Annotated in this window: 14 protein-coding genes; 8 read left to right on the forward strand and 6 right to left on the reverse strand. The window is 64.2% G+C overall.

What is annotated here, in order from left to right:
- Nucleotides 1-2: 2 nt before the first annotated feature.
- The 8 genes from QQK95_RS00265 to QQK95_RS00300 all read left to right on the forward strand — a co-directional run bounded on the left by QQK95_RS00265 (nucleotide 3) and on the right by QQK95_RS00300 (nucleotide 7,017).
- The gene (locus QQK95_RS00265; RefSeq protein WP_284267575.1) at nucleotides 3-731 is read left to right on the forward strand and encodes an ABC transporter ATP-binding protein; all 729 of its coding nucleotides are present in this window, start codon (nucleotides 3-5) and stop codon (nucleotides 729-731) included.
- Nucleotides 728-1,456 (forward strand): ABC transporter ATP-binding protein, encoded by a 729-nt coding sequence (locus QQK95_RS00270; protein ID WP_095789856.1) that lies wholly within the window; start codon nucleotides 728-730, stop codon nucleotides 1,454-1,456. The genes QQK95_RS00265 and QQK95_RS00270 overlap by 4 nt, the downstream gene beginning before the upstream one ends.
- A complete protein-coding gene (locus QQK95_RS00275) occupies nucleotides 1,443-2,306 on the forward strand; it encodes a branched-chain amino acid ABC transporter permease (protein ID WP_284267580.1) in 864 nt (287 codons plus the stop codon). Before QQK95_RS00270 ends, QQK95_RS00275 begins: the two co-directional genes overlap by 14 nt.
- Complete coding sequence (locus tag QQK95_RS00280; RefSeq protein WP_284267582.1) at nucleotides 2,303-3,328, forward strand: branched-chain amino acid ABC transporter permease; 1,026 nt, start codon at nucleotides 2,303-2,305, stop codon at nucleotides 3,326-3,328. Before QQK95_RS00275 ends, QQK95_RS00280 begins: the two co-directional genes overlap by 4 nt.
- Nucleotides 3,329-3,339: 11 nt before the next feature.
- A complete protein-coding gene (locus QQK95_RS00285; RefSeq protein ID WP_284267584.1) occupies nucleotides 3,340-4,356 on the forward strand; it encodes a zinc-dependent alcohol dehydrogenase in 1,017 nt (338 codons plus the stop codon).
- Between the two features lie 11 nt (nucleotides 4,357-4,367).
- A complete protein-coding gene (locus QQK95_RS00290; RefSeq protein ID WP_284267586.1) occupies nucleotides 4,368-5,156 on the forward strand; it encodes an alpha/beta fold hydrolase in 789 nt (262 codons plus the stop codon).
- 28 nt (nucleotides 5,157-5,184) lie between these two features.
- Complete coding sequence (locus tag QQK95_RS00295) at nucleotides 5,185-6,405, forward strand: acyl-CoA dehydrogenase family protein (protein WP_284267587.1); 1,221 nt, start codon at nucleotides 5,185-5,187, stop codon at nucleotides 6,403-6,405.
- A gap of 63 nt (nucleotides 6,406-6,468) precedes the next feature.
- On the forward strand, nucleotides 6,469-7,017 hold the full coding sequence (locus tag QQK95_RS00300; protein ID WP_284267589.1) for a flavin reductase family protein: 549 nt from the start codon (nucleotides 6,469-6,471) through the stop codon (nucleotides 7,015-7,017).
- A 126-nt stretch (nucleotides 7,018-7,143) separates the two neighbouring features.
- Here the strand turns inward: QQK95_RS00300 and QQK95_RS00305 are convergent, their stop codons facing one another.
- From QQK95_RS00305 to QQK95_RS00330, 6 genes are all read right to left on the reverse strand, one after another.
- On the reverse strand, nucleotides 7,144-7,893 hold the full coding sequence (locus QQK95_RS00305; RefSeq protein WP_284267591.1) for a ribonuclease activity regulator RraA: 750 nt from the start codon (nucleotides 7,891-7,893) through the stop codon (nucleotides 7,144-7,146).
- 22 nt (nucleotides 7,894-7,915) lie between these two features.
- Nucleotides 7,916-9,079: a mandelate racemase/muconate lactonizing enzyme family protein gene (locus tag QQK95_RS00310; RefSeq protein WP_284267593.1), complete on the reverse strand. Its 1,164-nt coding sequence runs from the start codon at nucleotides 9,077-9,079 to the stop codon at nucleotides 7,916-7,918.
- Between the two features lie 26 nt (nucleotides 9,080-9,105).
- The gene (locus QQK95_RS00315; protein ID WP_284267595.1) at nucleotides 9,106-10,203 is read right to left on the reverse strand and encodes an ABC transporter ATP-binding protein; all 1,098 of its coding nucleotides are present in this window, start codon (nucleotides 10,201-10,203) and stop codon (nucleotides 9,106-9,108) included.
- Nucleotides 10,204-10,213: 10 nt separating this feature from the next.
- The gene (locus QQK95_RS00320; RefSeq protein WP_284267597.1) at nucleotides 10,214-11,104 is read right to left on the reverse strand and encodes a carbohydrate ABC transporter permease; all 891 of its coding nucleotides are present in this window, start codon (nucleotides 11,102-11,104) and stop codon (nucleotides 10,214-10,216) included.
- Nucleotides 11,101-12,060 (reverse strand): carbohydrate ABC transporter permease, encoded by a 960-nt coding sequence (locus QQK95_RS00325; protein ID WP_284267599.1) that lies wholly within the window; start codon nucleotides 12,058-12,060, stop codon nucleotides 11,101-11,103. Before QQK95_RS00325 ends, QQK95_RS00320 begins: the two co-directional genes overlap by 4 nt.
- A gap of 77 nt (nucleotides 12,061-12,137) precedes the next feature.
- Nucleotides 12,138-13,616: an ABC transporter substrate-binding protein gene (locus QQK95_RS00330; protein ID WP_284267601.1), complete on the reverse strand. Its 1,479-nt coding sequence runs from the start codon at nucleotides 13,614-13,616 to the stop codon at nucleotides 12,138-12,140.
- Nucleotides 13,617-13,810: the final 194 nt, after the last annotated feature.

Consider the following 13,810-nt stretch of genomic DNA (forward strand, 5'->3'; position numbering starts at 1 on the left):
CCATGAACAGGGAAATCCTGCTGACAGCGCGCGGCGTGTCGAAGTCCTTCGGCGCCGTCCGCGTCCTGCATGAGGTGAGCTTCGACGTGCAGCGGGGCGAGGTGCTGGGCATCCTCGGCCCGAACGGGGCGGGCAAGACGACGCTGTTCAACATGATCAGCGGCGATTTGAAGACGTCCGGCGGCGAGATCCAGCTCGGCGCCACGGCGCTGCGCGGCGAGCCGCCCTTCCGCCGCTGCCAGATGGGGATCGGACGGACCTATCAGATCCCGCGTCCCTATTCCGGCATGACCGCCTTCGAGAACCTGCTGGTCGCCGCCGCTTTCGGCGGCGGCCGGTCGGAGAAGCAAAGCTATGCCTTCTGCGCCCAGGTGCTGCGCGATTGCGAGCTTTCCGACAAGGCCAATGTCTCGGCCGGCGCCCTGACGCTGCTCGACCGCAAGCGGCTGGAACTGGCGCGCGCGCTGGCGTCGGATCCGAAGCTGCTGCTGCTGGATGAGATCGCCGGCGGGCTGACCGACGATGAATCGAAAGCGCTGGTGGCGCTGGTTCGCCGCATCCGCGACCGCGGCATCACCATCGTCTGGATCGAGCACGTGCTGCACGCACTGCTGGCGGTGGCCGACCGGCTGTTGGTGCTGAACTTCGGCGAGAAGATCGCCGAAGGCGTGCCGGCGGAAGTGATCGCGCTGCCCGAGGTCCAGCGCGTCTATATGGGGATCGAGGCATGACAGCCGTTCTTTCCACTCACGGGCTGCTGGCCCGCTACGGCGATTTCCAGGCGCTCTACGGCATCGACATCGAACTGCACCAGGGTGAAGCCGTGGCCCTGATCGGCGCCAACGGGGCAGGCAAGTCCACCCTCTTGCGTTCGATCATGGGCCTGCTCCCGGTCGGACGCGAGATGGTGCGGCTGCACGGCGACCCTGTCGGCGGCACCGCGACCGACCGCATGGTGCAGAAGGGCGTCGCCATCGTGCCGGAAGGTCGCCGCCTTTTCACCGGCATGTCGGTCGAGGACAATCTGCGCGTCGCCATCGACCAGGCCGCGCGCATGGGCGCCAAGGGCGGATGGACGCTGCCACGGTTGCACCAGCTGTTCCCGATCCTCAAGGAGAAGGCGCGCACGCAGGTGCAGAGCCTCTCGGGCGGGCAGCAGCAGATGGTGGCCATCGGCCGCGCGCTGCTGTGCCAGCCGCGCGTGCTGCTCTGCGACGAGATCAGCCTCGGCCTCGCGCCCAAGGTGATCCGCGAGATCTATGCCGCTCTGCCCGAAATCCGAGCCACCGGGACGGCGATGATCGTGGTCGAACAGGATGTCGGCCTCGCCCGGACCGCCTCGGACCGTCTCTACTGCATGCTGGAGGGGCGCGTGACCCTGACCGGCAGGTCGGCCGAAATCACGCGCGAGCAGATCGGCAAAGCCTATTTTGGAGCGGGCCATGGAGTGGTTTGACGCCTTGGTGCAGGGGATCCTGCTGGGCGGCATGTATGCCCAGTACGCGCTCGGCATGGCGCTGATGTTCGGCGTCATGCGCATCGTCAACATCAGCCATGGCGACCTGGTGATCCTTCTCTCGCTGATAGGCATCTCGATGGCCACGGCCTGGGGCCTGGGACCGCTGCCCGTGCTGATCGTCTTGGTGCCGCTGGCGGTGCTGATGGGCTGGCTGCTGCAGAAGGCCGTTCTGAACCGGGTGGTGGGCGGCGATCCGCTGCCTTCGCTGATCGCGACCTTCGGACTGTCGATCGCGCTTCAGAACCTGATGCTTCAGATCTGGTCCGCCAACAGCCGGTCGCTGCCCGGCCATGGGATCGAGAGCCAATCCATCGAGATCGGCAGCGTCTATATCGGCCTCCTGCCGCTGATCGTGCTGGCGGTCGCCACGGGTCTGACCTGGGGGCTCGATCTGACGTTGAAGCGCACGCGCTTCGGCCGGGCGCTGCGCGCCGCGTCGGCCGATGTCGAGGCGGCGGCGATGACCGGCATCAACCCGCGCGCCGTCTATGCGATGGCGACGGCGGCCGCGGTCGGAATCCTCGGCTTTGCCGCCGTCTTCCAGGCGCTGCGGTCGACCGTCGCGCCGGCCGATGGACCGGCCCAGCTGATCTACGCGTTCGAGGCGGTGATCATCGGCGGCATGGGTACGGTGTGGGGTGCCTTCGTCGGCTCGATGGTCCTCGGCATCTCGCAGGCCATCGGCTTCCGCATCGATCCGGGCTTCGGCGTGCTCGCCGGACACATCGTCTTCCTGATCGTGCTGGCGACCCGCCCACAGGGCCTGTTCGGAAAGGCATTGGCATGAGTGCGATCCCTTATGTGGAAACCGAGGCGCCCGAGGTGCTGGTTCAGCGCCAGACCCGGTCGGGTCGCATCGCGATGACGCTGGCGGTGCTGGCGATGATCGCTGTCGCGGCCATGCCGTGGTGGGCCTCGACCGGAACGATCCGCTCGATCCTGGTGTTGTGCTGCTACATCGCCGTCGCGCAGATGTGGAACCTGCTCGCCGGCTATGCCGGCCTCGTCTCGGTGGGTCAGCACGCCTTCATGGGCGCGGCCGGCTACGCGCTTTTCGTGTTGGCGCAGACTTACGGCATCAATCCGTTCGCGGCGGTCTTCCTGTCGCTGCTGGTGCCGGCGGCGCTGGCGGTGCCGATCTACCTTTTGCTTCATCGCCTGGACGGCCCGTATTTCTCGATCGGCACATGGGTGGTGGCCGAGGTCTTCCGGCTGACCGCCTCGAACCTGCCGCTGGTCAATTCCGGCGCGGGCATGTCGCTGCGGGTGATGAAGGATTATTCGGCCTTCGAGCGCAATGTCGCCATGTCGCTGCTCTGCGCCGGCATGCTTCTGGTCACGCTCGGCGGCAGCTACTGGCTGCTTCGCTCGCGCTTCGGCCTTGCGCTGATCGCCATGCGCGACAATCCGGTCGCGGCCGCCAGCCAGGGCGTGAATGTCGCAAAGCTGCGCTTCCTCGTCTACGTCGCGTCGGCGGTCGGCTGCGGCCTTGCGGGCGCGATCTACTTCATGGCGCAGTTGCGGATCACCCCGGGTTCGGCCTTCGATCCGATGTGGGCGAATGTGGCGATCTTCATCGTCATGGTCGGCGGCATCGGCTCCATCGAGGGCGTCCTGATCGGATCCCTGATCTTCTTCATCGCCGACCGCTGGTTCGGTGAATACGGCGCAACCTATTTCGTCGTCCTCGGCCTGATGACGCTGCTGGTGGCGCTCTACGCCCGCACGGGGATCTGGGGCCTGATCTCGAAACGATGGGATGCGCCATGGTTCCCGATCCGACGCAAGCTCGTCGATCCGGACCGCTGAGGGAGGGTTTTATGAAAGCAGCCATCTTCGACACGGTCGGCAGTCCGCTGCGCATCGGCACGGTGCCGGACCCGACCCCGGCGCCCGACGAGGTCGTCCTGCGTGTCGCCGCTTGCGGCATCTGCGGCAGCGACCTGCACATCACCGAGGATCCGGTGCCTTTCGGCATCGGTGGAGGTTTCGTTCTCGGCCATGAATTCGCCGGCGACGTCATCGCGCTGGGATCGCGGGTGGCGGGCCTTGGGATCGGCGACCGTGTCGCTGTCGTTCCAATGCGCGGCTGCGGGCAATGCCAGGCTTGCAGGCGCGGCGATCCAGGCCGCTGTCCCGACATGGTGCTGATTGGTGGCGGCTATGCGCAATACGCGGCCGTCGCCGCGCGCCAGTGCCACGTCCTGCCCGAAGAGGTGGCACTGGAGGACGGCGCGCTGGCCGAGCCGCTCTCGGTCGCGCTGCATTGCATCGTCCGCTCGGGCATGAAGCCGGGAGACCGGGTCGCCATACTGGGTGCCGGACCGATCGGCCTGCTCGTCGCCTTCTGGGCGCGGCGGATGGGGGCATCGTGCGTGGTCGTGGCCGATGTCCACAGCCATCAGCGGGACCGCGCGCTGGCGCTTGGCGCGACCGGTTTCGCGCTATCGGGCAACAGGCTGGCCGAGAACCTTGCCGATCTCTGCGGCGGTGCACCCGATATCGTCTTCGAATGCGTCGGCAAGCGCGGCCTCATCGACGCGGCGGTCAAGGCGGTCCGGCTGCAGGGCACGGTGGTCGGCGTCGGCCTGTGCATCGGTGGCGACGAATGGGATCCGTTCATCGCGCTGACCAAGGAAGTGAACCTGCTGTTTTCGGTCTTCTTCCATCAGCGCAACGAGTTCGGCGTCGCCCTCGATGCGCTGCGCGGCGGACCTTTCGCGCCGCAGGCGCTGATCACCGATCGGATCGGCCTCTCGCCGGTTCCGCAAGTCTTCGAGAGCCTTCGCCGCCGCACCACGCAATGCAAAGTGCTGATCCAGCCCGACCTTGTCTGAGGAGAATGAGAATGACCCTTCAGTTCGAAACGCTCGAATACGATGTCGGCGGCGTAAAGACGGTGGTGAAGGCCATCGGCAAGGGCAAACCCGTGCTGTTCCTGCACGGCGCCTCGACGCTGGAAGGTTTCGACTTCGCAGCAGGTCTCGCCGACCGTTTCCGCGTTCTGTGCCCCAGCCATCCCGGCTTCGGCTTTTCGGGAGCCGCGCCGCACGTGGCTGGCATGTCCGACATGGTTCTGCACTATCTGAACCTGCTCGATGCCCTGAAACTGTCGGAGAAGCCTCATCTCATCGGCTTTTCCATGGGTGGCTGGATGGCGACCGAGCTGGCCGGCCTTGCCCGCGAGCGTTTCGACAAGGTGGTGCTGATCGCGCCGGCGGGGCTCAACGATCCCGCGCATCCGGCCACGGATCTCGGCGCGGTGGCGCCGCAGGAACTGCCGGCCTATCTGGCGCATGACGTCTCGGTGGCGCTGCGCTATTTCCCCGACGGCTCGGACCCCGCCTTTGCGGAGGCCTTCGGCGCCGACCGCGCCCGTGAAGGCGAGACGCTGGGCCGCCTGCTGGCGCCATTCGGCATGGGTCACCCGAACCTGCGCCGTTTCCTGGCGCGCATCACCAATCCGGCGGTGGTCGTCTGGGGCACCAAGGACCGTCTGCTGCCCGCCAGCCAGGCGCCACTCTTCGTCGAGGCGCTCCCGGACGCACGCCTGGTCCTGGTCGAGGATGCCGGTCATTTCGTCATGCAGGAAAAACCCGAAACGCTGCGCAAGATCGGCGACTTCCTCGCCGGCTGATCACATTTCAAACAAGGAGGAGAAGACGATGAACAAACCCATCAAGCATGGTTCATGGGGAACGACCGTCGACCATCGCGACCTGCTGAAGAAGATCGCGGAGATCGGACCGATCCTGGAAGCCAATGCCGCCGCCGACGAGGAGAGCGGCGAACTGACCCAGGCCACGTTCGAGGCGCTGAAGCCGCTGCGCATGTCGCATATCTTCGCCGCCGAAAGCCTTGGCGGCGCGCAACTGCCACCCACGCAGGGCCTCGAACTGATCGAGGCGATCACCTGGTATTCGGGATCGGCGGGCTGGGTTTCGATGGTGCATTGCTGCATTGGCGCGATGTCGGCGGCCTTCCTGCCAGACAGTGCGGTCGCGCGGCTTTTCGCGCCGGGCACCGACAACCGTTTCTCGGGGCAGGGCGCGCCGCTGGGCATGCTCAAAAAAGTCGACGGCGGCTACCGGCTGAACGGCAAGTGGAGCTATGGCAGCGGCTTCAGCCACGCCACCTACAGCCATAGCGCCGCCTTCGTCGACGACGGCACCGGCAAGCCCGCCAAGGACGAGAACGGCAATGTCATCGTCATGTGCGCGCATGCGCCGATCTCCGAGCACAAGCAGCTCGGCAATTGGGACGTGCTGGGCCTCGGCGGCACCGGCAGCATCGACTACGCGGCCGAGGACGTCTTCATCGCCGACGATCTCGTCTTCCCGATCCTGACCGCGCCGCCGCTGCGGCAGAAGGAGTTCTTCAGCCTCGGCGTCGTGGGCCTCGCCGCCATCGGCCATACCGGCCGGGCTCTGGGTGCCGGCCGGCGGATGCTGGACGAGATCGCCAAGTTCGCGCGCTCGAAGTCGGGCCGCGCCGGATTGATCGGCGAGAGCGAGAAGTTCTGGCACGACTATGGCCGTGCCGAGGCCCGTTACCGTGCCGCCCGCGCCTTTGTCTTCGAAACCTGGCGCGACGTCGAGGCGACGGTGGAGGCCGGCAACAGAATGTCGACGCGGCAGATCAGCCTTGTCCATCTGGCCAAGTCCGAGATCCACGAGGTCGGCGTCGATATCTGCAACTTCGCTTACCGCGCGGGCGGCGGTGCGTCGCTGCGCGCCGGCGTGATCCAACGCACCTTCCGCGAGATGATGGTGGCGGCCAACCACTTCACGATCGCGCCGTCGATCGTGACCTCGGCTGGCCGCGATATCGGCGGCATGTGGAGCGACCGCGTCTGGCAGTTCTACGACCTGATCGAGAAGAAGTAGTCCGAAGGGCCGGACGGCGGATGCCGTCCGGCCTTCCCCCCTAAGCCGTAGAGAGATATGTCGATGAACGCGCCGCATCCGATGACCAACGCCTTCCGCGAAGCCTTTCGTCGCCATCCGGCGGGTGTCGCCGTGATCACGGCCGATCCCGGCGACAGGCCGGTGGCGATGACCGTGTCCTCGCTGATCTCGGTGAGTGCGGCGCCGCCGGTCGTCGCCTTCTCGCTTTCGATGAAATCGACCTCGTCCGAGCCCTTGCTGCGGGCAGAGACCATGGTGATCCACCTGCTGCGCTTCACCGATATCGACCTTGCGCAACTCTGCGCGTCGAGCGGCGCGGAACGCTTCCCGCCCGGGGGCACCTGGGCGCGGCTGCCGACGGGCGAACCGCGCTACACCGGCGTTTCGACCTGGTTCCGCGCCCGCCGGCTCGGCCTGCTGCCGATCGAGGGCGCGACGCTGGTCGCGGCGGAGCTCCTGGAAGGCGAGGTGCAGCCGGACGAGGTCCCGCCGGAGGCGCATTCGCTGGTCTATCTCGACCGTCGCTGGCATCGCCTGCACAAGGAACTGGACGGCGTGGCAGAGCTGCTCGATACGTCACGTTTTCTTTAGAGCGTTTCACCGTTTCATGGAAACGGCGAACCGCTCTAACTCTTTGTTTTAACGCAGTTCCCTAGGGAAAGCGCTGCGCGCTTTTCCCGAGAAAACCGCTCACACTTTTCCTGGAATTGCTCTAGATTAATTGGGGTTCTCCAAGCCGTTTGTTTTGCGCCACGCTTCGTATTCTCCGCGCGCGTCGTCATGCAGCGGATAATAGCGTTGCAACGGGGCTCCCTGCATGAGCTTCTCTCGCGAGAACTCTTCCCAATCGTGATGCTTCTTGGCTTCCTCGATGACCTTTGCGGCCATCGCGACGGGAACCACCACGACGCCGTCATCGTCGGCAACGATGATGTCGCCGGGGATCACCGCGACACCGCCGCAGGCGATCGGAACGTTGACGGCATTGGGATAGATGCTGGTCTGCACATGATAGTTCGGCGTCCAGCCGCGCAGCCAAAGCGGCAGGTCGAGTTTCTCGACATTGGGCCTGTCGCGCATGCATCCATCGATGACGATGCCCGCGCCGCCTCTGCCCTTGAAATAGGTCGACATCATATCGCCAAAGACGCCCGAGCTCATGTCGCCGCGCGCGTCGACCACGACGACGTCGCCTTCCTGGGCATGATAGAGCACGTGCCGGTGCAGTTGCGTCTCCGGGTCGGCATACTCTCCCTCGTTGAAGAGATCCGGCCGCTGCGGCATGAACTGCAGCGTCAGCGCCGGCCCGACGATCGACTTGCCGTGGTTCTGCGCCACCGGTCCGACCATATGCGGATTGCGGAAGCCCATATGGCCGAGCGTGCCGGCAACGGTCGCGGCGCCGATCTCCCTCAATCCCTCGATCAGGTCCTTGGGCGGCCGGATGATGTCGGAGGTATGCGTCATGGTGGACTCCGGTTGAATTGAACTACCAGTTGGTGACAGAACCGTCGCGGCGTTTGAGGTGGGGCGCTTCCCAGAAGCGGAAACTCTGCGCCTGGATCGCCGCCTCGTTGACCTCGACGCCGAGCCCCGGCAGATCGCCGACCGGATAGGCGGGGCCGTCGAGCTGTGGTTGCACGGGGAAGAACTCGGAACTGTCGAAGCCCAGCCTTCTTTCGGGCACCCTGGTCTCGAGCCAGGCGAAATTGGCGACCGCAGCGGCAAGATGCACGCTCGCGGCCGTGCATACGGGGCCGAGCGGATTGTGCGGCATCAGGTCGACATAGTGCGCCTCGCTCCAGCCTGCGACCTTCATCGCTTCGGTGAGCCCGCCGACATTGCAGACATCGAGCCGGTTGAACTGATGGATGCCGCGCTCGATGTAGGGCAGGAACTGCCACTTGCTGGCAAACTCCTCGCCAATGGCGAAGGGGATGTCGGTCATCGTGCGCAGGGATTCGTAGGCTTCCGGTGTTTCGTCGCGTATCGGCTCCTCGAGGAAATCGAGCACGCCGCGGCCGAGCTTGTTGCAGAAGCTCGCCGCCTCGGCCACCGACAGCCGATGATGATAGTCGATGCCGAGGACGACATCGTCGCCCAGCGCCTCGCGGGCCTTGTTCAGCATCCGCGCGGTCACGCCGATCGACTCGCGCGGCTCGAAGATGTCCTTGCTGCTTTGCCCGGCGGGGAAGAAGCGGATCGCCTGCCATCCCTGTTGGTGCAGTTCACGGGCTCGTTCGATGGCAACATCGCCCTCGGCCTCGTCTCCGGTCGAGGCGAAGGTGGGGATGCTGTCGCGCTGCTTGCCGCCGAGCAGTTCGTAGACCGGCACCCCCAGCGCCTTGCCCTTGATGTCGTGGAGGGCGATGTCGATGGCGGAAATCGCCGCCTGCAGAACGCGCCCGCCTTCAAAATACTGGCTGCGATAGGCCTCTTGCCAGATCCGGCCGATCTGCAGGGGATCGCGGCCGATGAGGAATTCGCGATAATGCTCGACCGCGCCGGTCACGGCCCTCTCGCGACCGCTCAGGCCGCTCTCGCCCCAGCCGAAGATGCCCTGGTCGGTCTCGACCTTCACCAGCATCTGGTTGCGCGTTCCCACCCACACCGGGTAGGGCTTGATCGCGGTGATCTTGAGCTTCGTCGTCATCCACGCCTACGTCCCAAACGCCTGTCTCAGGCGGCCTCGAGAGCCATTTCAGTTTCGCCGTCGAACAGGTGCATCCGCTCCTGGTCGAACTCGAGCCAGATCTGCTCGTCAGGTTTGACGGCAATGCTGGGAGCCACGCTGATGTTGACGATGGCGCCGGAGAGGAGCGCCTGCACGAACGTGACGTCTCCGGTTGGTTCCACCGTATAGGCCTTGGCCGGAATTGCGCCGGGAACCGCGCTCTTGTGGAGTTTGATCGTCGAGTGTCGCGCACCGAGCACGACCTTTCTGCTGGTCGCTCCCTGCGCCTTGCGCGCGTTGGGTTGCGACAGCCCGAGACTCCAGCCTTCGGCGCTCTTCAGGACGGTGTCGCCGTTGGCGGTCGATGCCTCCAGCGGAATAAGGCTCATCGCCGGGCTGCCGACGAAGCTCGCGACGAACATGTTGGCGGGATGCGCGAAAACCTGCGCCGGCGAATCATATTGCTGCAGATAGCCGCCGTTCATCACGGCCATCCTGTCCGCCATGGTCACGGCTTCGAGCTGGTCGTGCGTCACATAGATGATCGTCGCCTTGAGGTCCTGATGGAACCGCTTGATTTCGGACCGCATCTGCACGCGAAGCTTTGCGTCGAGATTTGAGAGCGGTTCGTCCATCAGGAACACCGCCGGATCCCGGACAAGGGCGCGGCCGAGCGCCACGCGCTGCTGTTGTCCGCCCGAAAGTTCGCGCGGCTTGCGCTCGAGCAACTGCGTCATGTCGAGCACCCGTGCCGCTTCCCGAACCTTCTTGTCGATCTCGGCTCTGGGCAGCTTGCGCATCTGCAGCGGGAAGGCGAGGTTCATGTAGACCGACTTTTGCGGATAGAGCGCGTAGTTCTGGAACACCATTGCGATGTCCCGATCCTTGGGGTCGAGGTCGTTGACCACCTGATCGCCGATGACGATGTCGCCCGATGTGATCGGGATCAGCACGGCGATGAGGTTGAGCGTCGTTGTCTTGCCGCAGCCCGAGGGGCCGACGAGCGCAACGAACTCACCATCATTGACCGTCAGCGAGACCTCGTTGACGGCTTTGAAGCTGCCATAGGTCTTGACGAGATCTTTGAGGACCACATGGGCCATCGGCAACTCCCTAGTGCTTGACCGCGCCTTCTGTCAGGGCGCGTACGAAGTATCGTTGCAGGACGAGGAACAGCACCACGACGGGCACGCTCATGATGAAGCTGGCCGCCATCAGGCCCGGAAAGTCTGTCGTGTTTTCCGAGAAGAAGCGCTGGATGCCGACCGGCAGCGTCAGCTGTTCGTTCTTGGAGAGGAAGGTGTAGGCGTAGATGTACTCGTTCCATGCGCCAATGAAGGAATAGATCGCGGTGGCGATGATGCCCGGCGTCGACAGCGGCATCACGATCAGGATGAAGGCCTGGAACCGCGTTGCCCCGTCGATGCGCGCCGCCTGCTCGAGCTGGACCGGGATGTTGTCGTAGAAGCCCTTGAGCAGCCAGATCGCCAGCGGCAGGCCGAATGTCAGATAGGTGAGAACGAGCGAGCCATGCGTGTTCACCAGCCCGATCGCGCGCATCAGGATGAAGAGCGGCACGAGAAAGATCACCGCCGGGAACATGTTGCGCAGCAAGACGGTGAAGAACAGGAAGTTCCGGCCCGGGAAGGTGAAGCGCGAAAACGCGTAGGCCGCGGGAACCGCCACGATGACCGAAAGGATGGTGGTGGCGGTGGAGACGAAAAGGCTGTTCCAGAAGAAGCGGAGGAAATCCTGGCCGACGCTGTTCTGCGGATCGAGCAGCTTCTGGTAGCTGGCAAGGGTCGGTTGGTCCGGCCACCATTGCGGCGGGAACTGCATCGCGGCGAAGCCGGACTTGATCGAGGTGAGCAGCATCCAGACCATCGGCAACGCGGTGTAAAGCAGCATGAACACCAGGAAGATGCGCCCGCCCCACCGCCATCCGTCGAAGCGTATGCGGCGACGGGCCTGGCCACGAGGAGAAGTCTCGGCAATCGTGCTCATGCGCTGCCATCCTTCCGGTCGTTGCCGCTCAGCGCGCGGACGTAGAAGTAGCCCAGTGTCATCAGGATGAGGAACAGCAGCACCGAATAGGCCGATGCCACCCCCCAGCGCTGCCGGCCGAAGGCGAGCTCATAGATGTGGGTGATCCAGATATGCGATGCGTTCGACGGCCCGCCGCCGGTCATGATCCAGGGGATGATGAAGGAATTGAAGTTGGCGACCGCGAGCAGCAGGATCGTCACTGTCGAGACATTGCTCAAATGCGGGAAGGTGACGTGCCAGAAGCGCTGCCACGCATTGGCTCCGTCGACTTTGGCGGCGCGCAGCAACTGGTCGGGGACCGTCTGCAGGCCGGCCATCATCATGATCATGGCGAACGGAAATTCGCGCCAGATGTTGACGACGATCAGGGAGGGCAGCACCGTTGAGACACTGTCGATGAAATTCGGCGGCCGGTCTGCCCATCCGAGGCCGACCAGCACCGCGCCGATGATGCCGAAGTCCGAATGGTAGATCCACTTCCAGATGTAGGATGCGGCGACCGCGCTGATGACCCAGGGAATGATCAGGATGGCGCGCAGGACACCACGGCCGAAAAAGTCACGGTGGAGCGCCAGCGCGGCGGCAAACCCCAGGACGAAGGAGATGCCGGTGGACCCCACCGTCCAGATCAGCGTGTTCCAGGTGACCTTCCAGAACACCGCACTGGTGAGGATGGCGGTGTAATTGTTGAAGCCGACGAAGGTCTTGTCGCGGAGCTGCAGGCCAGGCGGCGTATTATAGAACGACAGCTCGATCGTGTAGTAGATCGGATAGGCGATGACGACGAGCATCACGGCGATCGCTGGGAGCACGTACGCATAGTCGGCGCGATGCTCCCAGATATTGCGCAGCACGCCGGATTTACCGGGTTGCAATCTTCGGCGAGCCTCGGTCTTGCCGGTCACGATCGTCACTTTGGCGTGCCCTTGTTCTTCGGAACGAACCGGCTGATCCTCGGAGCAGCCGGTTGAGATCGCAGGTCAGGCTCGGACTAGAGTCCGCCCATCAGGTCTTTCACCTTCTTGGCCGCGTCGTCCGCTGCCTGATCGACGGTCATCGCTCCGGTCAAGGCATTCTGCAGCATGTCCGGGATGATGATGTTCATGATCTCGGGAGATTGCGGCAGCGCCGGGAACGGGATGCCGTATGGCAGCATCGAGGTGGTGACATCGAGGAACTTGATCTTGTCCAGGCGTTCCTTCATCCATTTGGTCTTGAAGCCGTTGAGATTGCCCGGGTTCGAGCCGGCATAGGCCATCTTCAGCGACCATTCGGGGCTCGACCACATGCAGATGATGGCCTTCGCGGCCGGTTCATCCACCTTGCCGCCCTCGACATATTCGGGCTTGAGGATGTGGATGTTCGAGCCGCCGAAGACGACCGCGCGCTTGCCGTCAGGGCCGGTCGGGATCAGGCCGTAGCGCATGTTGTCGATGACGGTCTGCGCCTTGTCCTTGTCGGTGCCGGTCGCCTTCTTCTGCAGGTCGAGCATGACATTGTAGTCGGACGGGTGCGAGATCATCATGCCGAGCTGGCCGGCGAGGAACAGCGGCTGGTTGTCGGCCTGCTGGTTGGTGAGCGCCGAAACCGGAACCGACTTGTCGCGGACATACATGTCGTAAGAGGCTTGCAGCGCGGCCTTGCTCTGCGGGCTGTCGAGCTCGATCTGCTGATAGGTCGGGTTCGCCGTGGCTTCGTCGAAGACGCCGCCGCCATAGGCCCACAATTGAGGCATGAAGCGGTAAGGGGTATTGCCGGCATTCTTGCGGGCCACGAGGCCGTAACCGGCAATGCCGAGCTTGTCGTGGATCTGCTTGGAGTACTTGACGACGTCGTCCCAGGTTGCCGGAGCCTTGTCCGGATCGAGGCCCGCGCGCTTGAAGATATCGGCATTCCAGATGAACGCCATCGTCTCATTGTTGGTTGGAATGCCGTAGGTCACGCCGTCCCAGGTCACGGCTTTCATGGCGCCGGGCCAGAAATCATCGGTCGAATAGCCGACATCCTCGGGCTTGAGCGGCTGCAGATAGCCCTTTGAAGCGAACTCGGTGCCACCCAGGATTTGCAGGCGGACCGCCATCGGCGCGGCATTGCCAAGGAGCGCCGTGCGGAACTTGTCCAGGAGATCGTTGTAGGTGAGGGCCTGTTCCTCGAGTTGGATGTTCGGATAGGTCTTGCGGAAGGTCTCGAAGAAGTCCTTGTAGTACTGGCGCAAGAGATCGGGGTCGCCCTCGAACACGCCCTGATACCAGAAGGTCAGCCGCCCCTTGTAATCGAGCGGGGTGACCTTGGCGCAATCGGCCGCGGTGTCAAATTCCTGCGTGCCCGCAATGGAGCGCACATATTCCGGCGACCACTTGCTCAAGTCGACCGGCGCCGCGCCCAGAGCCGGTGCGGACATCAACGATGCGATCAATGCAGTGGAGACAGTGCCGCGCAGGACGGCACCGCCGAGTGTGAACCTCGTCATAGGTATCCTCCAGGTTTCTCTCCCATGCCGCTTCGCATCGAGGCGAGCGGCTTTACTCGTCGGCCGCGGGGACATCTCCTCAAATGTATCCCTTCGAGCACTTTATACGTTTTCAGATCGCAGATTGGCTGTCAACCCCAACTTGAACAGTTGGACGTGAACGGATAGCGAACACTGTCCGTTAAGCCATTGAA

It is taken from the genome of Mesorhizobium huakuii, from assembly GCF_030160235.1.
GTDB classification, from domain to species: domain Bacteria; phylum Pseudomonadota; class Alphaproteobacteria; order Rhizobiales; family Rhizobiaceae; genus Mesorhizobium; species Mesorhizobium huakuii.